The organism is Glutamicibacter sp. M10 (assembly GCF_025452055.1).
Lineage (GTDB): Bacteria > Actinomycetota > Actinomycetes > Actinomycetales > Micrococcaceae > Glutamicibacter.
Map to the genome: position 1 here is coordinate 400,606 of NZ_CP104918.1, position 22,289 is coordinate 422,894.

The 22,289-nt window shown below is 57.1% G+C and carries 23 protein-coding genes and 1 tRNA gene; 14 read left to right on the forward strand and 10 right to left on the reverse strand.

All coding sequences use genetic code 11. The features are described from left to right. Window positions 1–80 precede the first annotated feature (80 nt). Window positions 81–1,301, reverse strand: a complete 1,221-nt coding sequence (locus N6V40_RS01980; RefSeq protein ID WP_131090721.1) for a sigma-54-dependent transcriptional regulator family protein — start codon at window positions 1,299–1,301, stop codon at window positions 81–83. A 217-nt stretch (window positions 1,302–1,518) separates the two neighbouring features. On the opposite strand from N6V40_RS01980, the gene N6V40_RS01985 reads away from it, so the two are divergent. The 6 genes from N6V40_RS01985 (at window position 1,519) to N6V40_RS02010 (ending at window position 6,409) form a co-directional block, all read left to right on the forward strand. After that, a complete protein-coding gene (locus N6V40_RS01985) occupies window positions 1,519–1,857 on the forward strand; it encodes an ArsR/SmtB family transcription factor (protein ID WP_131090722.1) in 339 nt (112 codons plus the stop codon). Window positions 1,858–1,868: 11 nt separating this feature from the next. Next, entirely contained in the window at window positions 1,869–2,840 is a 972-nt protein-coding gene (locus tag N6V40_RS01990) for an SRPBCC family protein (RefSeq protein ID WP_131090723.1), read from the forward strand. 59 nt (window positions 2,841–2,899) lie between these two features. After that, entirely contained in the window at window positions 2,900–3,601 is a 702-nt protein-coding gene (locus tag N6V40_RS01995) for a class I SAM-dependent methyltransferase (protein WP_131090724.1), read from the forward strand. A 340-nt stretch (window positions 3,602–3,941) separates the two neighbouring features. Continuing rightward, on the forward strand, window positions 3,942–5,471 hold the full coding sequence (locus N6V40_RS02000; protein ID WP_315973754.1) for an ABC-F family ATP-binding cassette domain-containing protein: 1,530 nt from the start codon (window positions 3,942–3,944) through the stop codon (window positions 5,469–5,471). Between the two features lie 75 nt (window positions 5,472–5,546). Continuing rightward, complete coding sequence (locus N6V40_RS02005; RefSeq protein ID WP_131090726.1) at window positions 5,547–5,798, forward strand: hypothetical protein; 252 nt, start codon at window positions 5,547–5,549, stop codon at window positions 5,796–5,798. A 20-nt stretch (window positions 5,799–5,818) separates the two neighbouring features. Next, window positions 5,819–6,409, forward strand: coding sequence for a dienelactone hydrolase family protein (locus tag N6V40_RS02010; protein WP_262198749.1), 591 nt, complete (start codon window positions 5,819–5,821; stop codon window positions 6,407–6,409). A gap of 218 nt (window positions 6,410–6,627) precedes the next feature. Here the strand turns inward: N6V40_RS02010 and N6V40_RS02015 are convergent, their stop codons facing one another. Continuing rightward, entirely contained in the window at window positions 6,628–7,596 is a 969-nt protein-coding gene (locus tag N6V40_RS02015; protein WP_262198751.1) for an AraC family transcriptional regulator, read from the reverse strand. A gap of 61 nt (window positions 7,597–7,657) precedes the next feature. On the opposite strand from N6V40_RS02015, the gene N6V40_RS02020 reads away from it, so the two are divergent. Further along, window positions 7,658–8,605 (forward strand): SDR family NAD(P)-dependent oxidoreductase, encoded by a 948-nt coding sequence (locus N6V40_RS02020; RefSeq protein WP_262198753.1) that lies wholly within the window; start codon window positions 7,658–7,660, stop codon window positions 8,603–8,605. A 64-nt stretch (window positions 8,606–8,669) separates the two neighbouring features. On the opposite strand, the gene N6V40_RS02025 is transcribed toward N6V40_RS02020, so the two are convergent. Further along, window positions 8,670–8,742, reverse strand: a tRNA-Lys gene (locus N6V40_RS02025). Window positions 8,743–8,902: 160 nt separating this feature from the next. Between N6V40_RS02025 and N6V40_RS02030 the strand changes: the two genes are divergently transcribed. The 4 genes from N6V40_RS02030 (at window position 8,903) to N6V40_RS02045 (ending at window position 12,729) form a co-directional block, all read left to right on the forward strand. Beyond that, window positions 8,903–9,568 (forward strand): hypothetical protein, encoded by a 666-nt coding sequence (locus N6V40_RS02030; RefSeq protein WP_131090729.1) that lies wholly within the window; start codon window positions 8,903–8,905, stop codon window positions 9,566–9,568. A gap of 62 nt (window positions 9,569–9,630) precedes the next feature. After that, complete coding sequence (locus N6V40_RS02035) at window positions 9,631–10,842, forward strand: MFS transporter (protein ID WP_242632631.1); 1,212 nt, start codon at window positions 9,631–9,633, stop codon at window positions 10,840–10,842. Window positions 10,843–11,209: 367 nt separating this feature from the next. After that, a complete protein-coding gene (locus tag N6V40_RS02040; protein WP_262198755.1) occupies window positions 11,210–11,695 on the forward strand; it encodes a hypothetical protein in 486 nt (161 codons plus the stop codon). A gap of 5 nt (window positions 11,696–11,700) precedes the next feature. After that, a complete protein-coding gene (locus N6V40_RS02045) occupies window positions 11,701–12,729 on the forward strand; it encodes an inorganic phosphate transporter (protein ID WP_131090731.1) in 1,029 nt (342 codons plus the stop codon). Here N6V40_RS02045 and N6V40_RS02050 read toward each other — a convergent pair. From N6V40_RS02050 to pstS, 6 genes are all read right to left on the reverse strand, one after another. After that, window positions 12,726–12,923, reverse strand: coding sequence for a helix-turn-helix transcriptional regulator (locus tag N6V40_RS02050; protein ID WP_131090732.1), 198 nt, complete (start codon window positions 12,921–12,923; stop codon window positions 12,726–12,728). The two genes, N6V40_RS02045 and N6V40_RS02050, sit on opposite strands and share 4 nt — an antisense overlap. Next, window positions 12,923–13,387, reverse strand: a complete 465-nt coding sequence (locus N6V40_RS02055) for a hypothetical protein (protein WP_262198757.1) — start codon at window positions 13,385–13,387, stop codon at window positions 12,923–12,925. The genes N6V40_RS02050 and N6V40_RS02055 overlap by 1 nt, the downstream gene beginning before the upstream one ends. A gap of 201 nt (window positions 13,388–13,588) precedes the next feature. Beyond that, window positions 13,589–14,368: a phosphate ABC transporter ATP-binding protein PstB gene (pstB, locus tag N6V40_RS02060; RefSeq protein WP_262198759.1), complete on the reverse strand. Its 780-nt coding sequence runs from the start codon at window positions 14,366–14,368 to the stop codon at window positions 13,589–13,591. Window positions 14,369–14,414: 46 nt separating this feature from the next. Then, window positions 14,415–15,557, reverse strand: a complete 1,143-nt coding sequence (gene pstA, locus N6V40_RS02065; protein WP_131090735.1) for a phosphate ABC transporter permease PstA — start codon at window positions 15,555–15,557, stop codon at window positions 14,415–14,417. Beyond that, window positions 15,557–16,492, reverse strand: coding sequence for a phosphate ABC transporter permease subunit PstC (gene pstC / locus N6V40_RS02070; RefSeq protein ID WP_131090736.1), 936 nt, complete (start codon window positions 16,490–16,492; stop codon window positions 15,557–15,559). Before pstC ends, pstA begins: the two co-directional genes overlap by 1 nt. 116 nt (window positions 16,493–16,608) lie before the next feature. Continuing rightward, window positions 16,609–17,724 (reverse strand): phosphate ABC transporter substrate-binding protein PstS, encoded by a 1,116-nt coding sequence (pstS, locus tag N6V40_RS02075; protein ID WP_131090737.1) that lies wholly within the window; start codon window positions 17,722–17,724, stop codon window positions 16,609–16,611. Window positions 17,725–17,941: 217 nt separating this feature from the next. Here pstS and N6V40_RS02080 point away from each other — a divergent pair, with 217 nt between their 5' ends. The 3 genes from N6V40_RS02080 to disA are packed head-to-tail and all read left to right on the forward strand — an operon-like array spanning window position 17,942 to window position 21,622. Then, complete coding sequence (locus tag N6V40_RS02080; protein WP_131090738.1) at window positions 17,942–19,084, forward strand: FUSC family protein; 1,143 nt, start codon at window positions 17,942–17,944, stop codon at window positions 19,082–19,084. A 35-nt stretch (window positions 19,085–19,119) separates the two neighbouring features. Then, the gene (radA, locus tag N6V40_RS02085; protein WP_131090739.1) at window positions 19,120–20,514 is read left to right on the forward strand and encodes a DNA repair protein RadA; all 1,395 of its coding nucleotides are present in this window, start codon (window positions 19,120–19,122) and stop codon (window positions 20,512–20,514) included. Between the two features lie 34 nt (window positions 20,515–20,548). Continuing rightward, entirely contained in the window at window positions 20,549–21,622 is a 1,074-nt protein-coding gene (gene disA, locus N6V40_RS02090; RefSeq protein WP_131090740.1) for a DNA integrity scanning diadenylate cyclase DisA, read from the forward strand. A gap of 4 nt (window positions 21,623–21,626) precedes the next feature. On the opposite strand, the gene N6V40_RS02095 is transcribed toward disA, so the two are convergent. Continuing rightward, complete coding sequence (locus tag N6V40_RS02095) at window positions 21,627–22,232, reverse strand: hypothetical protein (RefSeq protein ID WP_131090741.1); 606 nt, start codon at window positions 22,230–22,232, stop codon at window positions 21,627–21,629. Window positions 22,233–22,289 lie beyond the last annotated feature (57 nt).

Sequence of the window (22,289 nt, forward strand, 5' to 3'; positions counted from 1 at the left end):
GCCGCGAGTTTCCCCGCAGTGCCTTGAGTGTGACTCTAGTCACAGAAACGTTGCAGGTAGGTTGCAACGCACCGACAGTTTTAGACTTCGAGTTCTTGGATCTCGGCAACGATCAGCGAACGGGCCGGAGAGGTGGCCGGAAGTTCACGCAGGGCCGAGCGCAAAAGGTTTGAATCGGTGAGCTGGCGGCCGAGGTTCAGTAGCTGTTGCGCGGTACCGCGGTCCATCACCAATTCACGCAGCGCGGCCTCAGCACGGTAGCGCAGTACCAAAATGCCGGGAGCTTGCGAGCGCTCAAGCATGCCCGGCGAGTAGAGCTGCAGCGCGGATTCGATATCGCCACTTTCTAGCGCTCGACGCAGTCGTCCGAGGGTAGTTTGCAGTTCCCACTGCAAACGGTACGGGCGAGAATTCAAGGAACGCCCCGGGAATCCAGCCAAGACTTTGCGCAGTCGCACCATTTCCGCACGGACGGTGCCTTCGGCTGCGGAATCCGGCCTTTCAAACAGCTCGTCAACCAGCTGTGCGCTGGAGAGCCCATCACGATGTTGAGCCAAAAGAGTCAAGATCTCGGCATGCCTCAAAGAAATTGGGTGCGATCCAAGGTGAGCACCATCGGGTTGACCCAAATCAAGGTAATCCGGGTCAGCCACCACACCTGCGCCAGGAAGTAGCAGCTGAGTTTCTGCAGCCATCACGGAGGCCTGCAATAGCGGCATAGAGTGCATGGCGATCGCATCCGGCCCACCGGTCAGATCAATCGCGCCTATCACCTGTCCGGTGCGCGGGTTGCGAATGGGAACCGCCGAACAGCTGTATTGCTGCGCTTGCTCGTAAAGATGCTCCGCACCGGAAACTTGAGATCCTTCCCCGGTGGCCAACGCCATGCCAGGCGCGGAGGTGCCGACCGACTTTTCGGCCCAGTCGGCACCGGCCATAAAACCTACGTGCTCGGCTTGGCTCATGGAGCTGTTACTACCCGCCACCCACAACAACGTTCCTCCGGCATCCGCCAGCGCGACCAAAAGATTGGCGTCGGTCGCGGCAGGAACAAGGAGCTTTTCAAAAACAGGCCAGATCCGCTGAAGTTCACTGCGTTCACGGGCAAGGCGCAGCCGGTCGTCGCTCAAAACCGGTGGGCCTTGGAGCGAACCCGTTTGGGCCAGTGACCGTTTCCAGGATTCGCGAACATCTGTGCGCAATGGAAGCTCACCTAGAGCCGCTTCTTGTGTGGAGAGTAGCTCGCGGGCTTTTTGTGCGCGGCGAGTTGCGTTGGACCAGTCGATAGCAGACGTGCCCATACTCCCCTTCACCCCATTAAAAAGTTGGTTCTTTGCAGTTCCAACCAGACTAGGTCAATAGCGGAAGCTTGAGAAGAGATATCAAGCCCCGCCAGAGCATTCGGTTCGACAAGTCACCTACATTGAGCCCAATTTATAGTCGACAAGTACACTATCTTTCTTTTATTTTTACCCATTTCTTTACTCTGCCCTCTGCGCGAGAGTAATATACAACCAAATGGTTGTATATGAGTTGAGCGAAGAACAGACGAACAAGGTCTTCCGCGCCTTGGCAGACGCCACACGAAGAGATATCGTACGGCGGACCCTTCACGTCGAGGTCAGCGTTTCTGAACTTGCCGCAAGCTACGACATGTCGTTTGCGGCCGTTCAGAAACACGTCGCCGCATTGGAAGCCGCTGGTCTGGTCATCAAAATCGCACGTGGTCGCGAACGCATAGTTCGCGGACAGCCGGACACCATCCGGCACGCACAAGAACTACTTTCTTCCCTCGAAGGCATCTGGCGTCAGCGCATCAGCAGGCTCGATGATTTGCTCGCCGATGGGGACAAATAAGGAGCATTCCCATGCCCGTCACATCCGTTGTCAAAGATCCGGAAACACTCTCGCTGACCGTCCATGCAGAATTTCCGGTCAAGGTATCCCGCCTTTGGGATGCCTACCTTGATGCCCGGCAGCTTGAAAAGTTCTGGGGTCCGGTTGAATGCCCGGCAACTTTCACCCGACATGATGCCATTGTTGGCGGTCGTTCGAATTACCACATGACCACGCCCGAGGGAGAAGAATTTCACGGTTATTGGATCTGGAACGAAATCGTCGAGCACAAGTTCTTCGAAGTTAGTGACGGCTTTGCGCATGCAGACGGGACTCCGAATACCGATTTGCCACTCAGCCGCATGGTCTTCACTTTCGACCCGACACCCGAAGGATCAAAGCTGAGCATTACCGCGGTTTTTGACTCCGTCGAGGAACTAGAACAGGTGGTGGCCATGGGCATGATCGATGGCACCCGTTCGGCGATGAGCCAGATCGAACAGGTCCTCATCGACCTGCGTGACTACGCCGAAAATTTCAGTACCGATGCACAGATTCTCTCTGATACCCAGGTACGCATCACCCGCCTGATTCGCGGGTCAGTCGCGCAAGTTTGGCGGGCTCACCATGACGAGCAGCTCATAAAGCGCTGGATGCTCGGCCCCGACGGATGGCAGATGACTGAATGTGCAACGGCGCAGGAAACAGGCGAGACCTACCGATACTGGTGGGAGCCGATTTCTGCTGATGCGGGTTCCGGGTTCGGGTTCACCGGCGCCGTGCTGGAATCCTTGCCGCAGTCCTATGAACAGACCACCGAGCAGATGATCGACACGGACTACCCAGCCACGGTGAACGAGCTGACACTGACACCAAATGACGGCGGAACCCTGCTCACCGCGCTCATTACCTATCCCGACGCGCAAACCCGCGACATGGTGCTCGCCACCGGAATGACAGAGGGAATGGAAGCCAGCTACGCCCGGCTCGAATCAATTCTCTAGATGGCGATTCGCCCCACATCCTGTCTTCGCTCGCGCGCAAATATGAAAGACTTAGCTTCATGAGTTCTCACAACGCGCGCGCGGGCCTGGATAAGAAGGCCGATCAGGTTCAGGACATGTTCGACAAGCTGGCTCCACGCTACGACTTGCTCAATACCTTGATGACCGGTGGCATTGTGAACTACTGGCGCAAGATCACCACCGAGGCTATTGCCCCAAAGCCCGGCGAGCGCATCCTCGACCTAGCAGCTGGCACCGGCACCTCTTCGGTCCCGTTGGCAGCAGCGGGCGCCAATGTCACCGCCTGCGACATGTCCAACGGCATGCTCGAAGAAGGACGCAAGCGTTACCCACAGCTGGACTTCGTCTACGGCGACGCACACGAACTTCCATTTGAAGATGACACCTTTGATGCGGTGACCATCTCCTACGGTCTGCGCAATATCGACGACACCGAGAAGGCACTCTCGGAGCTGCGTCGCGTGACCAAGCCAGGCGGACGCATCGTCGTCGCTGAGTTCTCCACCCCAACGGTTACCCCAATCAAGGTGGCCTACCAGCAATTTTTGCCACGCGTGATCCCTGCGCTGGGCTACATTGTTTCGCCTAACCCAACCGCTTACGCGTACCTGGCAGAGTCCATCGCGGCTTGGCCAAACCAGGAGGATCTGGGCGCCAAGTTCATCAACGTTGACTGGAAGAATGTGGAATACCGTAATCTGACCGGCGGCATCGTCGCGGTACACCGCGCCTGGAAGTAACCCTTCACAGTCTTAGTTTTCGGCTCGCATCCTTTGCTGGATGCGGGCCGAAAGTTCGTTAACGACGAGACAACAATCTGCTGTTACACTCGTTTTCATGGATACCTACTAAGCTAGCCAATGATCTTGCGCCCTTCATACTCGGCGCGACCCGTTCATTTTGGCTACCGGCTACGGTGTCCCTTTCTTTCTAGCTCCCTATAGGTTGAGCCAGTTCTTGATTCCGCCAGTCGGCAGCCTCTTCACCATCTGTGGGAGGAATATATGTCTTTGACTCCACCAATAACCCTGCATAATCTCAGCTTCCAATGGCCTGCCGGCGAGGCGCGCTTTAACTAACTTGGAAGGAACCTTCCCGGCCGGACGAGTCGGACTCACCGGCAGAAATGGCAGCGGAAAATCGACACTGCTTAAGCTCATGGCCGGGCTGCTGAAGCCTACCAGCGGATCAATTGAAGCTAACGCCCAGATCGGCTACCTGCCACAAACGATCACCTCGGAAAAGAACGCAACTGTGGCGCAGCTACTTCGCGTTGACAAGTCGCTTGTTGCGCTGCGAGCCATTGAGGCTGGCAGTGTCGATCCGGCCGACTTTGATGCGGTGGGCGATAACTGGGATGTAGAAGCGCGTATTGAAGCTGAGTTGGACCGGCTTGGCCTTGGGCACCTGAGTTTGGAACGTGAGGTAGGTTCACTCTCCGGTGGCGAAGCCATGTTGCTGGCCGTGCTGGGCCTACAGCTTGCCGGAAACGAGACCACTCTGCTTGATGAACCAACCAATAATCTTGATGCGCCCACCCGTGAACTGCTCTATGATCTGGTGCGTTCTTGGAAAGGATCGTTGATTGTGGTCAGCCACGATCTGGCGTTGTTAGAGCTAATGGAGCACACCGGGGAACTGTATGCCGGGGAACTGCGCGTATTTGGCGGGCCCTACAGCGTTTACCTTCAGCAGCTGGATACTGAACAGCTCGCCGCACAGCAAGCGGCAAAAACTGCTCAAAATCACCTGAAGGTGGAAAAGCGTCAGCGCGTGGAGGCTGAGACCAAGCTGGCGCGCGCCAAACGCAAAGTCCGTGCCGAACAACTCGGCGGCGGATTACCGAAGATTCTGGCCAATAGCCTGCGTCAGAAGTCCGAAGCGAATGCTGGAAAGATGCGCTCAAATCTGGAGGGAAAGGTCGAGAGCGCTCAGGGAAAGGTTGATGACGCGGATCAAAAAGTGAGAGAGGTTGAACATATTAACCTTGAACTGCCTGATCCACAGTTGCCCGCAGGTAAGCAGGTGGCTACGGTGCTTTCTGGTCTAACTCAGCACATCATTCAGGGTCCTGAACGAGTCGGGCTGATCGGGCCTAATGGGTCAGGCAAAAGCACCTTGTTGCGGCAATTAGTTTCAGGCACAAAGCCCGAAGAGCAACTGAGCGGGACGCTGCACCTAGAGCGCGTCGGCTATCTACCGCAGCGGCTGGTGGGTCTTGATGACCAGCTCAGCGCCATGGACAACGTGGCTGCCGTAGCGCCGTCGGTAAATAGCGGGCAGATTCGCAATATGCTCGCCCGATTGCTGTTGCGTGGTGCCAGCGCAGATCGGGTACTGGGCACACTTTCAGGCGGTGAGCGCTTCCGCGTTTATCTAGCCACGCTCTTACTGGCTGAGCCCACTGCGCAAATGCTCATACTCGACGAGCCGACAAATAATCTGGATATCGACAGTGTGCGACAGCTAGCCGAAGCTTTGCAGACCTACCGTGGAGCGTTGTTGGTAGTCAGCCACGATCAGCAGTTCCTGGCACAGCTGAAGCTGGACTATTTTCTTGAACTCTCGGCACAAGGAAACCTGAGCAAGTCCTACCCCGACCCGGTTTGATCCCCAACTGGCGGTGTGCTTCCGGTTTAGACTTGAGCAAAGCACACCGCCGCGGATCTCGAAAGCAAGTGGAACATGTCATATCCCCAGCGCACCGTTGAAGTAGTAAACACCGGACTGGTCATCGACCAGTCCGCCACCTTGCTCTGGACTGATATTAAACGTGCGTTCATTTACGAAACCGGATCAGGGCAAGAAGCCCTTACCTGTGCAGAATTCATGCTGGTTGAAGGCTACAGCGTAGAAATCAACAGCCAAATGCCTGGCTGGGATCTCGCTTTGGAGCACTTACCTCAACGTATTAATAACCTCGTCGACGAACGCTAGAGACCTCTAGGAGTACTGTCATGGCAACCATTGTTTTGTTCCACCACGTCCAAGGACTAACCCCCGGCGTCCAAGCGATGGCGGGCGAACTGCGTGCGGCCGGGCACACGGTTCATACTCTGGATCTGTTTGCAGGAAAACTCCCCAAGGACCTTGAGTCCGGAATTCGTCTGGCCAACAAGCTCAGCGAAGACAAGATCCAAGAACGCGTGGACAAGCTCTTCAGCAAGCTACCCGAAGAGCTGGTGTACATCGGCACTTCGTGGGGTGCAGCCTTGGCCCAACAGTGCGCACAACAGCGCCCGGGAACCGTCGCAGCTGTGTTGCTTGAGTCCTTCGTAGACCTGGACGCCGACTGGAGCTTCGGGCCATGGCCGGAAAATGTTCCAGTACAGATCCACGGTATGGATGAAGATCCATTCTTCGCCGTGGAAGGCGACTTGGAATCGGCACAAAACTTCGCCGAAGGTGAAGGTAAAGACGTGGCGCAGTTGTTCACCTACCCGGGAAACCAACATCTGTTTACCGACAGCTCCTTGCCTTCGCATGATCCTGCGGCCAGGGCGCTGGTCATGGAACGGATCATCAAGTTCTTGGAGCCTTACGTCTAGGACTTGTCCTCAACCAACGATTCATAGAAGCTGTCTACTTCAGCTCCATGATTTTCTGAGAATACTCGGCATTTCTCTGTCGTCACTCGAATATTTGGAAGGTCCGCGTCCAGATATCGGTTACTGAAGGCAGGGCATCGCCGAATGGGTGCATGCCCACCATCTTTTATTTGTTGCCGTAGCGGATTTGGCCACGGCTATTACGCCGTGGTCGATCATCAAAAACGCTCTGAACCTTGCAATGCGGTTCGCCGGTAAGTTCCCGGAGGACTCCCCAACTCCCGCTTAAAAGCAAGGGCGAAGGCAGCTTCCGAACCATAACCAACTTCTTCAGCGATAGTGGCAATGGTTTCATCTGTAGAGGTCAGACGGTGGGCCCCAATCTCAACGCGCCAACGTGTGAGATATTCAAGCGGACCGACCCCTACAACCGCTTTAAATCTGGCCGCCAAGGTGGATCGGGAAACATGCGCTTCATCAGCAAGAAGCTGAACAGTCCAACGCGCTGACGGGTTGCTGTGTATGGAACGCAATGCGTCGGACGCAACTGGATCAGAGAGCCCATTGAGCCAGCCAGTGCCTTGCGGATCCTGAGCCAGATAATGACGAATGATATCGATCAACAGGACAACTGCTAGGTGTGCGCCTACAACACCGGCGCCAATACGCTGGTCAGATGATTCGTGACCAATCCTCCCCAATAAGTACTGTGACATCGCAGCACCCGGAGCGTGCGCCGGTAAATGAATGACCGGCGGAAGCGAATCCAGCAACAGCTCATGCGCGTTGCGGTCAAACCTGAAGCTCCCGCCGATTAGCACTGCGCTCACCGGTTGCTCGCTGGCACCAGCCTCTGCGCTACGACCGGCCGTGGCCCGGAATAGCGAGGAAGCTTGCTGTTCGGGAACCTGACCGGAAGTGGAGAGGACAAATTCTTGCGGTCGGGTAAGCAGGAAAGAATCACCTGTATTTAAGGTCAGCGGCTGAGCCAAACCTTCGGTATCCAGTGTGCAGGAACCTTCTAAAACCGAATTGAACTTGGCTCCGCCCGGAGCCGGAAATCGCACCGCCCATGCCCCACGGCCGGTGAAGGTCGAAGTACGCTCACCACGGGCCTTGAGTAATGCGAGGACGTCCTCAAGTGGATCGATCAAATCTGGATGATTTATAGGTTTTTCTGGACTCATAACGATAGATAGTCTATCTCTCGCGGGCCTATTGTGGAAGAAGTTCATAAAAGTAGCACAAATGACCAATCTAATCACCACCGAGTTCACCCCTCGCGCAACGGCAGATCACATTCTGGACGGGGTCGCACTTAATGGCAAACGCATGATTGTCACTGGCGGAGCCTCCGGCATCGGAGCACAAACGGTGCGCGCCCTTGCCAAGGCTGGTGCCGAAGTTACCGCTGCCGTCCGCAATCCAGCCGCACTGCAACCAATCATTCAAGAGGCAAAAGACAAAAACTGGCCCGGGACGATTAACGCGGCCCGGCTTGACCTTGCAGATCTTGGCTCGGTACGCGAATTTACTGATTCCTGGGACGGACCTCTGCACTCATTGGTAGCCAACGCCGGAATCATGGCCATCCCTGAGTTGCGACGCGCGCCCGGCGGCTGGGAGATACAACTAGCTACCAACTATCTAGGCCACTTCACATTGACCACTTGGTTACATGACGCACTGCGTGCCGCAGGCGATGCGCGAGTAACCATCGTCAGCTCAGGTGCACATCGGAACCACCCCTTAAACTATCAAGATCCCCAGTTCGAGCAGACACCTTACGATCCATGGGTTGCCTACGGCCAATCCAAAACGGCAGGCGTACTGCTGGCAGTTGGCATCGCGAACCGCTGGGCGAAGGACGGTATCGTCGCAAACGCGCTCATGCCTGGCTGGATCAATACCAATCTGCAGCGGCACATCGACTTGGAAACATTGCAAAAAATGGGCGGGGCAGACGCTGAAGGCAACCGCATCGATCAGCCGCATTACCAAACAATGGAACAAGGGGCGGCAACGAATGTTCTGCTTGCGGCGTCACCGATCCTAGCGGGCGTCACCGGACGTTACTTCGAAGACAATCAGGAAGCAGCCATCGCGACAAGTGTCACTGGTGCCGGCGTAGCTGCGCACGCACTTGACCCTGAGCACGCCGAGAAACTTTGGGAGTACGCCCAAAGCGTCCTCTAAGCAAAAAATGAGCCGAAAATCGAAGATCCCCTTCACCGAATCGGTGAAGGGGATCTTCTGGTTGTGCGCCCTGCGGGGATCGAACCCGCGACCAATGGATTAAAAGTCCAGTGCTCTACCAGCTGAGCTAAAGGCGCACGGCACAAGGCCAAAAACCATACTACCTGATGTAACCGCGTGAGTATTAATCGGCCGTATTAGCGCGTCGGACAACCGCATATTTGGCTAAATCCCGCACCTTGTGCGCTGCAACACCAGTTAACGAACTCTCAAGGTTCGGGGAGTATTCTTGAGCCCATGAAAGGTGCACGCGCAGGATCAAAAGTAGCTCAGGATGCCGGATACCGTCATCACAAACCACGCCCCTTCTCCCCCGAAGAATTCGAGCCCTACGAAGGTGGGGCCGACCCGGCGCGCGTTTCAGAAGCCGCTCATCTTTCAGCCCAAGCATTTGTCCGCCGTGGCATCGCCAACAATGACCCAGAGGTTTCTAACCGGCTGATTGCGGTGGCCGAAAATGAGGGTCTTGAGGTGCTCGCAGAACTGTGGAGTGAGGCACCAGCCCATTCACTGCCCGGCGCACTATGGCGTCTGTACGCAGTTCGCGCGGCAACCATGAGTAAACCAGAAGTGCATTCGGCGCGTTTCCAAGCAGGAGCACATAGGGCCCAAGTTGAACGGATTGTCGCCGGCGTTGCCGAACCTCCTACCGCGGAAGAGCTGAAGAACATGACCGGCTCGATTCTATCCGGCGCATTTGACGGAGATTTCGCCCACGCCTTGGAGCGTACCGCGGCCTATTGCCGAGTCCTTGTGCTGGGAATGACAGAACACGCTGATGCCGCTGACCTGTCCAATAGTGATCGCGGCAGCAAGCTGACACAGCAGGCTCGTGCGCTGAGCAGGACCGCAGCCGATCTGGAAATCTGCGCCCGACTGTGGCGCCAAGACGCATTGGATTAAAAAGCCAGTACAGAGTTCTAGGATGGATGAGGAACTAGTCCCGTAATTTTAGGCAGGTACGTGTGGTCGCTGGATCAAAAGCGAACTCTTCGGGGATCATGCGTTGGCTGGTGATACTGATTGCCACCGGACTGCTGTCCCAGGCAGCTTTAAACCTCATTCGCCCGGTGACCACCTATAAACTCATCTCCTTTGGCTCTGGCTCATTTACCGTTGGTGCGGTGACGGCCGCTTACGCAATTCTGCCGCTATTCACGGCAATGCTTTTGGGCCGGGTTAGCTCTCGAATCCGACGCATCCGGTTACTCATGGTGGCCGGTGTGGCACTGATTGCCGTGGGCGGTGTGGGCATTAACCTGTCGCCTAATGCGCTCAGCGTGGCCCTGTCCAGCGCAGTGTTGGGCTTGGGGCATTTGATGTTCACCATCGGTGGGCAGTCATCCATCGCCCGCTTTTTCCCGGACAGTGATTTGGATAAAGGCTTCGGCTGGTTCACTGCTGCGTACGCGGCCGGGCAATTTTTGGGCCCGCTAGTTGGCGGCCTGCTGCTGGGCACCGGCACGGATGCCCACTCGGCGCAGCGAATAGCCGACATTAGCCAGTCATTGTGGATCGGCGCGGGATGCGCGCTACTTGCGGTGCCGTTCTTGCTTCCCAATTGGCAGCCTCGAACCTCCAAGTCGGTCACCTCTGCGCGCCCGGAACGCTCCACAGCGTCCATCGGTTCGATCCTGAAAATCAAGGGCATGATCTCGCATATGTTTGCGTCGTTGACCTTGCTGTCTATGTTGGACATTTTGACTGCCTTCCTACCGCTGGTTGCGGAGAAACATGACGTCACACCGGCAGCAGTTGGTGTGCTTTTGGCCATTCGTGGTTGCGCTTCAGTGGTGTCACGATTGTTCATTCCGAAACTCTCCGCGCACTTTGACCGACGCCAAATGTTGGTCGCCAGCCTGTACATTTCCGGCGTTTCCATCGCGTTGGCTCCGACGTTCATCGACGTGCTCTGGGTTTCTGGGTTGGCGCTGCTCATTGGAGGCTTCTTCCTAGGTCTGGGTCAGCCGATGACCATGACCATGATTTCTACCTTGGTGCCCACGGTGGATCGTGGGTCTGCACTGGCCGTGCGGCTTATGGGAAACCGGCTCGGACAAGTAGCTTTACCGGTTATTTCAAGTTCAGTGGCCGCTGGTCTCGGTCCGGCAGGCGCCATCTGGTTCTGTTGCGCGCTGTTATGCCTGAGCGGTGCGGAAAAGAATCTGCGTCGTTAGCGTGAGAAATTACACGCACAGGTTATTACGGTTGACATCAGGGGCGTAAGGCGAGAAAACTAGGTAACGGTGTCGGGCCGCTGGTAACCCCGGGCTCCAAAATTCTGCCGCTTCGAGCGGCCTTCCGCCGAGAGGCGTTCCCGGTCCGACACCTTCAATCCCCCGGCGTTAACTTCCACGTCGTAAACTGTTCTGCGTTGGTACCAAAAGCTGTCGATTTGAATGGTGCGCCCAAAAAGTGAAGTTCCAGGTCTTTCCCTCCTCCTCGCGTGGCATTGAGTTGCTTTGTGCTCTGACCACCACCATTCGGGGGTCCGTGGCTAGTGTGGCCGAAATGATCGGCAGTCCTAGCACGCGCACGGAACAATTGCGCAACCTTGCAAATGCTGAAGCCGAGGCCTCGGACTTGGTGCACGCGGTGCTCACCCACTTAAGAACGAGCTACATCAGCCCGCTGCCACGCGAGGACATGTACGCACTCTCGCGCTTCTTGCACGAGACCATGGAGCACCTGCGTGGTACCGGCGAACTGATTATGACCGTGGGTTCCACCCCGCTCTCCGAGCGTTCCTCGGAGCAGTTGGAGTTGATTGGCCAGCTTGCTGAGTTGGCCTCCGATGCGGTGCAACGACTGAACAACCTCGATGATTTGGAAGATCACTGGATGCAGATGCTTCAGTTCTCCAAACGTGCCGCACGCACCCACCTTGTGTGGGGCGATGAGATCGCTAATTTTGCTAAGGCTGGCACCATTCACCGCCATCAGCAGGTCGCCGACCAGCTGATGCTCACCGTCAACACTCTGCGCCAGTTCGCCGACCACCTCGGTCGAGTGCTGGTCAAGGAATCCTAAAACCCATGACCCTCATTACGGTCCTCACCGCTGTGGCGGTCGTCCTGACGCTGGCCTACGCCGTGCTCAACGGCATGCGTGACGCCTCCACCGCGGTGGCAGCTTCGGTGCGCACCAGGGCGTTGCGCCCGGCCATTGCGGTGTCTTTAGCGGCGGTGTTCGCCTTCATTGGCACCATGGCAACTTCGGGGTTGAGTGTGACCCTGGTGCAGGAACTGAACATCAACGTGCCCTCGGGAGTTGCTGGGTTAAAACTGCTGATCAGCGGGCTGATCGTCGCCGGCATCTGGGGCATTTATTGTTGGTGGCGCGGTTTGCCGATTAGTTCCACGCACGCATTACTCTCCGCTTTAGCCGGTGGCAGTGGTGCCTCGGCGATCATGGGCGATGAGTCCACTCGCAATGTGTGGGGCTTGTTGCTGTCCTCGGTGATCATCCCGATGGTGCTGGCCTCAATCATCGCCTATGTCCTGTCCTACCTCTTAGTTTTCCCGGCAACCTGGTTCTTGCGCCACACCACATCGCGCTCCGTCAACGAAGGCTCCAAAGCGGGACAGGCGGTTGCGGCGGGGGCGGTGGCTCTGGGTCTTGGACTGCAGGACGGCCAGCGCACCGGCGCCCTGTTGAGTCTGGTGCTCATCACCGGCCAGATGATGAATCCTGGGCCACTGACCGTGGCCATTCAGCTCACGGCGGCTTCCGCCTTGAGCTTCGGCGTGCTGCTGGGCGGCTGGAGGATTACCTATACCCTGGGCCGGCGCTTGGTGCACTTTGATCCGTTGCGCGGCATGATTGCCCAGGGCGTGGCTGCTGGCATGCTCTTTGTTGGCTCCCTGTTGGTCCACCTACCGCTGTCCACAACGCAGGCGGTGACCAGCGGTATTATCGGCGCTGGCCGGAATCAGTCTTTTGAATCGGTGGCTTGGCGCAATGTGTACCGCGTGGTCTGGCACTGGCTATTAACCCCGGTGGTTTGTGTCCTCGGTGGCGCGATTTTCACACTGGCGGTGCGCCCGCTATTTGCCGGTCACTAAAGATCCTCGGGGATAAATAGGTCTTCGATACGGCAGTTGAACTGTGCGGCGAGTTTAAACGCCAGCGGCAAGGACGGGTCGTAGCGCCCTTTTTCTAGGGAAATGATCGTCTGCCTGGAGACCCCCAGCAGGTCGGCTAGCGCCTGTTGGGAGATCCCGCGGTCCTTGCGGTATTCACTGAGATTGCTCTGCACTAGCTCTGCGCCCGCTTGATCAAGAAGTAGCGCAGGATGAAATCTGCCCCGGTGAGTAGCAAAACACCGGTGAGCACCAGGCTTACAGATGCCTGCACGTTGATAAACGAAAATACCGCTGCGCCGAGACCGCAAATAATCATCAGGTCTTGGAACACTTTGACAACAGCCTCGTCATGCCATTGACCTTCAATTGAGATCTCGGGATTTCTTAGGGATCCGCGAACCGTATTTCGGTCAACCAACAAGACCCAGAAAATGACGGACAGTATCGGCCACAAGGCCGCGGCCATAATCAGTGTGGCAAAAACTGGGTTCTGTGGGGCGTTCAGCTTGGCAAAGAGCAAACCAGCTCCAAGAGCTAGGGCCGCACCTGCGATAAGGCTGATGCCGATCAACAGGGCTGCGCCTCCACCAAATCGCGAACGACCCCATCTGGTTTTGGACGATAGTTCTGCGTTCATTTTTATCGCTCTCCTTCATCGCTGTGTAAACGTTACTTTACAGACAAGGACGCTTTACAGTCAAGGGTGCTTTACCTCAGATTTTAAAACCAGCGGCGCACCCTTGATGGTGCGCCGCTGGCGGTGATCCCCTCCAGGATCCCCGGAAGACCCCTTCCGGTTCGTCTACCGCCTACTAAAAAGTGGCGGCATCCGAAATCTTTATCCGAAGCGTCCGGAGACGTAATCTTCGGTGGCCTTCTGCTCTGGGTTAGAGAAGATGGCGGTGGTGTCGTTGAACTCGATGAGCTTGCCCGGCTTGCCGGTGCCTGCGATGTTGAAGAACGCGGTCTTGTCGCTCACGCGGGCTGCCTGCTGCATATTGTGAGTCACGATCACTACGGTGAAGTCGTTCTTGAGCTCGTTGATCAAATCCTCAATGGCCAAGGTAGAGATCGGGTCCAGTGCCGAACATGGCTCATCCATCAAGATCACATCTGGCTTCACCGCGATGGTGCGGGCGATGCATAGACGCTGCTGCTGACCACCGGAAAGACCGGAACCTGGCTTATCCAGACGGTCCTTAACCTCGTTCCAGAGGTTGGCGCCACGTAGCGACTTCTCAACCAGGTCCTCGGCATCCGAGCGGGAGATCTTGTTGCCGTTCAGCTTTACGCCGGCGAGCACATTGTCCTTGATGGACATAGTTGGGAATGGGTTCGGACGCTGGAAGACCATGCCGATCTGGCTGCGCACGGTGACCGGATCAACGCCGGGTGCGTAGAGGTCGTCTCCGTCAAGCAGTACCTGACCCTCAACGCGGCCACCGGGGATGACTTCGTGCATACGGTTCAGCGTGCGCAGGAAGGTGGACTTGCCACAACCCGATGGGCCGATGAAGGCGGTAACGGACTTTGGCTCGATGTTGATCGAGACGCCCTCAACGGCCAGGAACTTGGAGTAGTAGACGTTCAGATCGTTGACGTCGATGCGTTTTGCCATAATATTTCCTTAAAACTTTGGGTGGGTCAGAGACGGAGCCTTAAGCTCAACGGCCCTTCTTGGGAGCGAAGATCGAAGCGACCAGGCGGGCGATCAGGTTCAGTGCCATCACCATCAGAATCAGCAGCAGGGCTGCTGCCCAGGCACGCTGGACCGATGGGTCAACGTTGGTTGGGCTGGTCGGGTTCATGATCTGGTAGTAAATGAAGGTCGGCAACGTGGACATCCAGTTAGCAAACACGTTCATGTTGATGTTGCTTGCGATGCCGGCGGTGACCAAGATTGGTGCGGTTTCGCCGATGACGCGGGCGATTGCCAGGGTGACACCGGAGGCGATACCGGAGATCGCGGTTGGGACAACTACCTTCAAGATGGTGCGCCAGCGGCGCACACCCAGTGCGAAGGAAGCTTCGCGCAATTCGTTCGGGACAATCTTGAGCATTTCCTCGGTGGAGCGAACCACTGTTGGAATCATCAGTACGCTCAAAGCCACCGCGGCAACAATGCCCATTCGGGCGCTTGGGCCAAGGATCATGCCGAAGAACGCTGCTGCGAACAAGCCGGCGACGATCGAAGGGATACCGGTCATTACGTCCACGAAGAAGGTGATCGCCTTGGATAGCGTCTTGCCCTGACCGTATTCAACCAGGTAAACCGCGGTGAGCATGCCCACTGGTACGGAAATCAAGGTAGCCCAGAGGGTGATCAGCAAGGTGCCCATCACTGCGTGGTACGCGCCACCGACAACTGGTGTGCCGTTTTCCACGCCCTGATTATCTACTGCACCGGTAACACCATTCATCGAGGTGAACAGGAAGTGACCGTTCAGGCCCGGCAGACCCTTTTCCAGCACCGTGTAGAGCACCGAGGCCAGCGGGATCAGTGCCACGATAAATGCGGCGTAGATCAGGTAGGTCCACATCGCGTTGGTGCCGCGACGCTTGCCTTCCACCACGGTGGTGATTACCGAGGCGGCAACTAAGAAGATGATGGCGGAGTAGATCGCAAAGGCGGCAATGCTAAAACCGGTCAGGGTTGAAGCTGCAGCGCCGATGATGATCGAACCGGCTGCGATGGCCCAGATGGCCCACTTAGGCAGCTTGCCCTTGGCCAGCGAATTGCGCTTGCGTACCGGTGGAACCGGGCTGTTGCCGGTGCTATGTCGTGCGTTAGTGGTTGTAGCGCTCATTAGTTAGCCCCCGAGAATTCCTTGTGGCGGGCGATGATGCCACGGGCGAAGATGTTCACAACCAGGGTGATCAGGAACAGTACTAGGCCGGCAGCGATCAGCTCCGAGAGTCGCAGGCCGAAGGCCTCAGGGAAGTTCAACGCGATTTCCGCGGCGATGGTCTGGTTTCCAGTCTTGATCAGCGAAGGGATCAGGTTGCCTGTGGAAAGCACCAGGGCCACTGCCATGGTCTCGCCCAAGGCTCGTCCCAGTCCCAGCATGACCGCCGAGATAATGCCCGGGCGGGCGAAAGGAAGAACGGCGGTGGTGATCATTTCCCAGCGGGTGGCACCCAAAGCCAGGGCGGCTTCTTCGTGCAACTTTGGAGTCTGCAAGAAGATTTCTCGGGTCAGCGAGGTGATAATCGGCAGAACCATCACGGCCAGCACAATGCCGGCGGTGAGCATGGTCTTACCGGTCTGCGAGGCAGGACCGGCGAAGATCGGGATGAATCCGAGGTTCTTGGCCAGCCATTCAAATCCGGGAACCAAGGCTGGTGCCAGGATCATGTAGCCCCAAGCACCGTAGATCACCGAGGGGATTGCTGCCAGCAGGTCAATGAGGTAGCCCAGCGGGCCAGCAACCTTGCGTGGAGCGAAGTGCGAGATAAACAGTGCCACACCCAGACCGACTGGGGTAGCTATCGCCAGGGCGATAGCCGCGGCGATGACCGTACCGATAACAATCGGCCAGATATAAGCGAAGAATCCTTGACCGCCGGAAACCTCTGCCGGATCGGCAAAGAACGTCGGCAGGGCTTGGATCAGCAAGAAGACTGCGACCGCAAAGAGCGTGATTAGGATCAGTACACCGGCGGCCAGGGCTGCACCGGAGAAGATCTTGTCGCCTAGGCGGCCTGAAGTCGATGACTTGCTTGTCAAAGCATTGGTAGTCATGGCTAGAGCCTTTACAAAACGGGGGTGATGCAGCCAATGCTGCAGGGGTGGAGGGTGTTGCTGGTGCGGGTGGTCGAGTTCACCACCCGCACCGAGTGCCGGATTCCGGCGAGTTACTACTTGGCGACGGTGATTGCGTCGATAGCCTTGGCAGCCTTTTCTTCGATGCTGCTCGACAGTGGAGCGTTGCCGGCTGAATCCGCAGCAGCCTTCTGGCCCTCAGCGGAAACTACGTACTTACCGAAGGACTTGACCAGGTCAACAGTTGCCTGATCCTTGTAGGTGCTGCAGAAGATGTGGTACGAAACCAAGACGATTGGGTAGGTACCGGCTTCGGTGGTGTCGCGCTTCAGATCCAGTGCCAAGTCGTTCTTGGAGGCACCCTTCACTGGGGTTGCGGTCTCCAGCGCCTTAGCGGCAGCGTCTGCTGAGATCTTGGTGTATTCGTCGCCCACCTTGACGTTGACGGTGGACAGCTTGCCTACAGCCGAGAAGTCAGCGTAGGTGATTGCGCCGTCGGTGGAGGTGGTGGTGGAAACCACGCCGGAGGTGCCCTTAGCGTTTTCCGACTGGATGTCGCTTGGCCATTCTCCGGAAACTTCGTAGTTCCAGACCTTGCCAGCGGCAGCCTTGAGGTACTCAACAAAGTTCTCGGTGGTCCCCGACTCATCGTTGCGGTGAACAACGGTGATTTGCTTGTCCGGCAGGGTTGCATCTGGGTTCTGCTTGGCAATCACTGGGTCATTCCACTTGGTGATTTCCTTCTTGAACACCTTGGCGATGGTCTGCGCATCCATGTTCAGCTCGTCAACACCCTCAAGGTTGTAAGCTACAGCGATTGGCGAGACGTACGCAGGAATGTTGAAAGCGCCTTCTGGGCCACAAATCTTCTTGGACGATTCGGCTTCGTCTTCCTTCAGGTAAGCATCCGAGCCAGCGAACTGAGCGCCACCAGCCAAGAATGCCTTACGGCCAGCGCCCGAGCCATCTGGCGAGTACTGTACGTTAGCGCCTGCGTTGGCAGCCTTGAAGCCTGCGCTCCAGGCTTCCATAGCCGAGGTCTGGCTGGAAGCGCCAATGCCGGTCAGGGTGCCACTGGCACCTGAGCCCGACGAGCTTGCGGAGCTGCCCGAGCTTGAGGTGGCGGTCGGATTATCCGAGCCACAAGCAGTCAGTGCGATTGCCGCTACAGAAAGGACGGCAGCTGCACTGCCAAGGCGATTAAGCTTCACGAGTTGGTACTCCCCATGTTGAATACGATGAATATGAAAACTTCCAGCGGATCTTCCCCCGCTTCATCTATGACGTTAAAGAGCCAAGGTAACCAGATCCCCCGGCAAAGGTGAACAAAGGGTTAACAGCTTCTACGTATTGTCGTGATCCTGCTCACTAGAGCAATATGCAGGCAACTTCATCGGGTTAAAGCCCTGAGCGTGGGAGACTGACCCTATGGCAATTCAGAGCAAAGCGAAGTCGCTACCAACCCGGGTAACTGGCTTCCTCGCTGCGCGCAACCGCTCTGGGCTGTTACGCGCGCGCAGCTCCCTTCCAAGGATTTTGCGCATGACCATGGGCGCCATCGGCGCCTTCTGGATCGCGGAGAGCATCTGGGGACATACACAACCGATTTTTGCCGCCACCAGCGCACTGATCTCCTTGGGCTTTGGAGCCTCAACCACGATACGCAAAACCGCTGAAGTCGCTTTGGGCTGCACCTTGGGTGTGGCACTGGGCGATACGCTGATGCATTGGTTTGGCCAAGGTATCTGGCAGGCCGCGGTGGTGATGTCGCTGAGTTTGGTGGTGGCTCGTTATCTAGATTCCGGGGCCATCTTCTCCACTCAGCTCGGGATGCAGTCAGCCCTTGTGGTGTTATTGCCGATCAGCGTTGATGGGCCTTTTGCCAGATCCATTGACGCTTTAACCGGATCATTATTGGCGTTGCTGGTGATTGTTCTTTGGCCTTCGGACCCGCGGCGCACCCCGGTCTCAGCGCTCAGCGACTTGTTTAAGGAACTTTCTGAGGCAATTTTGGAATGTTCCTGGGCCATTCGTGACGATGATCGTCGTGCGGCATTCCACGCGCTGATTAAGGCGCGCGCCACCCAGAGTCACCTGGATAAGTTACCCGGCGCTTTTAGTGCTTCGAAGGAACTGGCGATGATTTCGCCGTCCGGACGCCGGCATCGCCATGAGCTCAATCGGCTTTCCGAACGCTTTAACCACTATGACTGGACGGCGCGTAACCTTCGCGTTTTTGCCCGCCGGTTATCTTCGGTCATCACCAATGGGGCGCTGACCCCAGAAGGTGCCGAATCGCTCGCGCCACTTTTGCGTGAAGTATCCGAAGCGGTGAACGCGCTGGCGCACTCGGTTCGCGAACAGAATCTGGCCGGTCAACGAAAGTACGAACGGGCAGCTATCCGCCAGCTGGAAAATGCGGCAGCACAGCTAGACCCGCAGAGCTTAGGCGTCCAAGGTTTGCAAGGTGAAGGATTAGTCCTGTTGTTGCGCCCGATGATCGTTGACCTTCTAGAATCTGCAGGACGCAATCACGATGAAGCCATCGCAGCGTTGCCCAAGCTCTCCTGAACAAAAATGTCGGCCGGGGTCGATAGCATTAGGCTATGGCCAAAACCTCCACGCGCACCAAATCTTCAGCAACCTTCAAATGCTCGGAATGCGGATGGACCACTATCAAATGGGTGGGACGTTGCGGCGAATGCCAAGCGTGGGGCACCGTTGAAGAAGTAGGCACCGTTTCGGCGCGCACCGTCGCGGCGGCCAAGGTGGCGCATCCGGCTAAGCCAATCGCTCAGATTGACGGCTCCGAGGCAGCCTTCAGGCCCAGCGGTGTTTCCGAACTGGACCGTGTTTTAGGTGGCGGATTGGTTCCAGCTGCAGCAATCCTGCTCGCCGGAGAACCGGGCGTGGGTAAGTCCACACTGTTACTGGATGTAGCGGCAAAGGCAGCAAATACCGGTCTTCGAGTGCTGTATCTGACCGGTGAAGAATCGGCGGCTCAGGTGAAATCCCGGGCCGAACGTATCAACGCCGTGGCCGATAACCTTTACCTCGCTGCAGAAACTGACCTTGCCCTCGCGCTGGGACAGATCCAAGAGATCGACCCACAACTGCTGATTTTGGACTCGGTCCAGACCTTCTCCTCAGCGGAGATTGATGGGGCTGCCGGCGGCGTCTCCCAGGTACGCGAGGTGGCGGCCTCTATCATCAACGCTGCCAAGACCCGGGCCATGTCCACCATCATGGTCGGACACGTGACCAAGGAAGGCTCCGTGGCCGGTCCGCGCCTACTCGAGCACCTAGTTGATGTGGTCTGCCAGTTTGATGGTGAGAAGCATTCGCGCTTGCGCATTCTGCGAGCGCTGAAAAACCGTTACGGTGCTACCGATGAGGTGGGCTGCTTTGATCTGAATGAGGACGGCATTGAATCGCTCACCGATCCGTCCAAGCTTTTTGTCACCCGTACCCGCAATCCGGTACCGGGCACCTGCATCACCGTGACGCTGGAGGGCCGACGCCCGCTGGTAGCCGAGGTGCAGACCTTGCTATCACGCAGTAATGCCCCAGCTGCCCGTCGTGCCACCAGTGGCCTGGATGCTGCACGCGCCCAAATGGTCGTGGCCGTTCTACAAGCTCGGGCCCATATGGATCTTTCTTCGATGGACTCCTATATCGCCACGGTGGGCGGAGTAAAAATTGCCGAACCCGCTTCGGATCTTGCCTGCGCGTTGGCTTTGGCTTCCTCGATGAATGAGTTCCCGCTGCCCCAGGACTTTGTGGCCTTTGGTGAGGTGGGGCTGGCCGGTGAAGTACGCCAAGTTCCCGAGATCTCGCGGCGAATCACCGAAGCCCAACGGCTTGGGTTCTCCTTTGCTATGGCTCCGGCGACCCCGGAACCACTGAAAAACATTCCCGAGGGTATCCACGTATTCCAAGTGGAGAACATAGCTCAGGCACTGGATGTTGCCTTCACCCAGCGACAGAAACCAGCACGATAAACTTGAGTGTTGTCGCCCGCTGAAAGGACGCAAATTGAAAGCGCACCCATCCCCCGAATTTCTTGCCATCTTGGCCCAGATTGCTCCGGGAACCGAACTCGCTGCGGGTCTTGAGCGCATTCAGCGTGGCCGCACCGGCGCCCTGATTGTCTTGGGCCACGACAAGGTCGTGGAATCGCTGAGCTCCGGCGGATTCAGAATCAACGCGGACTACAGCCCAACCCGGATCCGCGAGCTGGCCAAAATGGACGGCGCGATCATCCTTGACGGCACGGCACGGCAGATCCTGCAGGCCGGCGTACAGCTAATGCCCGATGCGCAGATTGATACCCAAGAATCGGGTACCCGTCACCGCACGGCCGAACGTGTTGCAGTACAGACTGGCTTCCCGACCATCTCGGTCTCCCAGTCCATGCAAACCATCACCCTGTATGCGGACGGCGAGCGCCACGTGCTTGAACCGGCCGAACGACTGTTGGCCCGAGGTAACCAGGCTGTTGCTACCCTAGAGCGCTACCGGCATCGTCTGGACCAGGTCACCAGCGCTTTATCGGCGGCGGAAATTGAAGACGTCGCCACCGCACGTGAAGTATTGGCGGTTCTGCAGCGCACCGAAATGTTGCGACGAACCAGCGAAGAAATCTCCCGCTACGTTCTGGAGCTGGGTATTGATGGTCGACTGCTAGCGGCACAGCACGCAGAATTGCTTTCCGGGATCCAGGTTGATAATCAGTTGCTCTTGCGTGATTATGCTCAGGCTGAAGGATCCGAACTGGATATCGATCTGGCGCTTGGGCGACTTCATGAGGTCAGTGACGCCCAGCTAATCGATATTGAAGGGCTGGCCAAGATCCTGTTCCCACAGGGAACTATTGGTCAGGATGATCAGCTCTCCCCTAAGGGTTACCGTCTGCTATCGCAGATCCGCACCGTACCTAAGGCCATCGGTGACCGGTTGGTGGCGTCCTTTGATAATTTGCAGCTGCTGATGGCCGCCTCGACCACGGCATTGATGGAAATTGAAGGTGTGGGCGAACAGCGTGCGCGGTCCATCCGTGAAGGGCTAGCTCGAATGGCTGAGTCTTCCCTGCTGGATCGCTACATCTAGCCAGTTACTCCAGTTTGAAGCTCACTGGTTCGGATTCAAATTCTCCGATGGCCGCCGTGAACTTGTAGGTACCGGGGCTTGGCTGCACACTCACGGCCTTGCAGCCCGGTGCCGAGCGGTCACGGTTCCAGGTGAAACGCGCGTCCTCTTTTTGTCCCGCGGCAAAGGTCAGCGGAACATCTTCACGGTTTTGCAGGCAGTCCACGGTGGAGAAGACGCGGTCGGCTCCACTGGAGATCAAAAATTCTTGCTGGCTGGTTCCCACGTTTAAGTCGCACTCGCGCTTTGAGATGTTTTCGATACCAAGGATCAGCACCGGTTTTTTGCCAGCCGGGTAGCTTTTAGCGTCGGTGGTCGCGGTAATTTTGATCTCGTCCGACTTGCACTTCTTGGCCGCATCCTCCGAAGATTCTGTGCTTGGCGCTGCCGAAGAGCTCTGCGCGGTCGGCGAAGGCGCCGGCGCGCTCTGCGGGTCGGAAGTGAGCAAACCTGCCACTGAGACAACGCCCCAAATGATCAACCCAATCAGTACCACGGCGATTACCGCCACGGTAATACGCCGACGCCGATAGACGCTGGCTGATGGCTTGGATCCGGGTGCATTGCTCATAGCTTAAGGCTAATTCATCGGCACACCCGATCCCGGTAATGGCAGGGGAATCGAGCC

What these genes read in the sequence shown, in the direction of transcription:
- N6V40_RS02015 (WP_262198751.1), bottom strand. Translation starts at nt 7,596, where the DNA reads ATGAGTCCAGAAAAACCTATAAATCATCCAGATTTGATCGATCCACTT.
- pstA (WP_131090735.1), bottom strand. Translation starts at nt 15,557, where the DNA reads ATGAGCGCTACAACCACTAACGCACGACATAGCACCGGCAACAGCCCG.
- N6V40_RS01990 (WP_131090723.1), top strand. Translation starts at nt 1,869, where the DNA reads ATGCCCGTCACATCCGTTGTCAAAGATCCGGAAACACTCTCGCTGACC.
- N6V40_RS02080 (WP_131090738.1), top strand. Translation starts at nt 17,942, where the DNA reads ATGGCAATTCAGAGCAAAGCGAAGTCGCTACCAACCCGGGTAACTGGC.
- N6V40_RS02030 (WP_131090729.1), top strand. Translation starts at nt 8,903, where the DNA reads ATGAAAGGTGCACGCGCAGGATCAAAAGTAGCTCAGGATGCCGGATAC.
- N6V40_RS02045 (WP_131090731.1), top strand. Translation starts at nt 11,701, where the DNA reads ATGACCCTCATTACGGTCCTCACCGCTGTGGCGGTCGTCCTGACGCTG.
- N6V40_RS01980 (WP_131090721.1), bottom strand. Translation starts at nt 1,301, where the DNA reads ATGGGCACGTCTGCTATCGACTGGTCCAACGCAACTCGCCGCGCACAA.
- pstC (WP_131090736.1), bottom strand. Translation starts at nt 16,492, where the DNA reads ATGACTACCAATGCTTTGACAAGCAAGTCATCGACTTCAGGCCGCCTA.
- N6V40_RS02055 (WP_262198757.1), bottom strand. Translation starts at nt 13,387, where the DNA reads ATGAACGCAGAACTATCGTCCAAAACCAGATGGGGTCGTTCGCGATTT.
- radA (WP_131090739.1), top strand. Translation starts at nt 19,120, where the DNA reads ATGGCCAAAACCTCCACGCGCACCAAATCTTCAGCAACCTTCAAATGC.
- N6V40_RS01995 (WP_131090724.1), top strand. Translation starts at nt 2,900, where the DNA reads ATGAGTTCTCACAACGCGCGCGCGGGCCTGGATAAGAAGGCCGATCAG.
- N6V40_RS02020 (WP_262198753.1), top strand. Translation starts at nt 7,658, where the DNA reads ATGACCAATCTAATCACCACCGAGTTCACCCCTCGCGCAACGGCAGAT.
- N6V40_RS02010 (WP_262198749.1), top strand. Translation starts at nt 5,819, where the DNA reads ATGGCAACCATTGTTTTGTTCCACCACGTCCAAGGACTAACCCCCGGC.
- pstB (WP_262198759.1), bottom strand. Translation starts at nt 14,368, where the DNA reads ATGGCAAAACGCATCGACGTCAACGATCTGAACGTCTACTACTCCAAG.
- N6V40_RS02095 (WP_131090741.1), bottom strand. Translation starts at nt 22,232, where the DNA reads ATGAGCAATGCACCCGGATCCAAGCCATCAGCCAGCGTCTATCGGCGT.
- N6V40_RS01985 (WP_131090722.1), top strand. Translation starts at nt 1,519, where the DNA reads ATGGTTGTATATGAGTTGAGCGAAGAACAGACGAACAAGGTCTTCCGC.
- N6V40_RS02005 (WP_131090726.1), top strand. Translation starts at nt 5,547, where the DNA reads ATGTCATATCCCCAGCGCACCGTTGAAGTAGTAAACACCGGACTGGTC.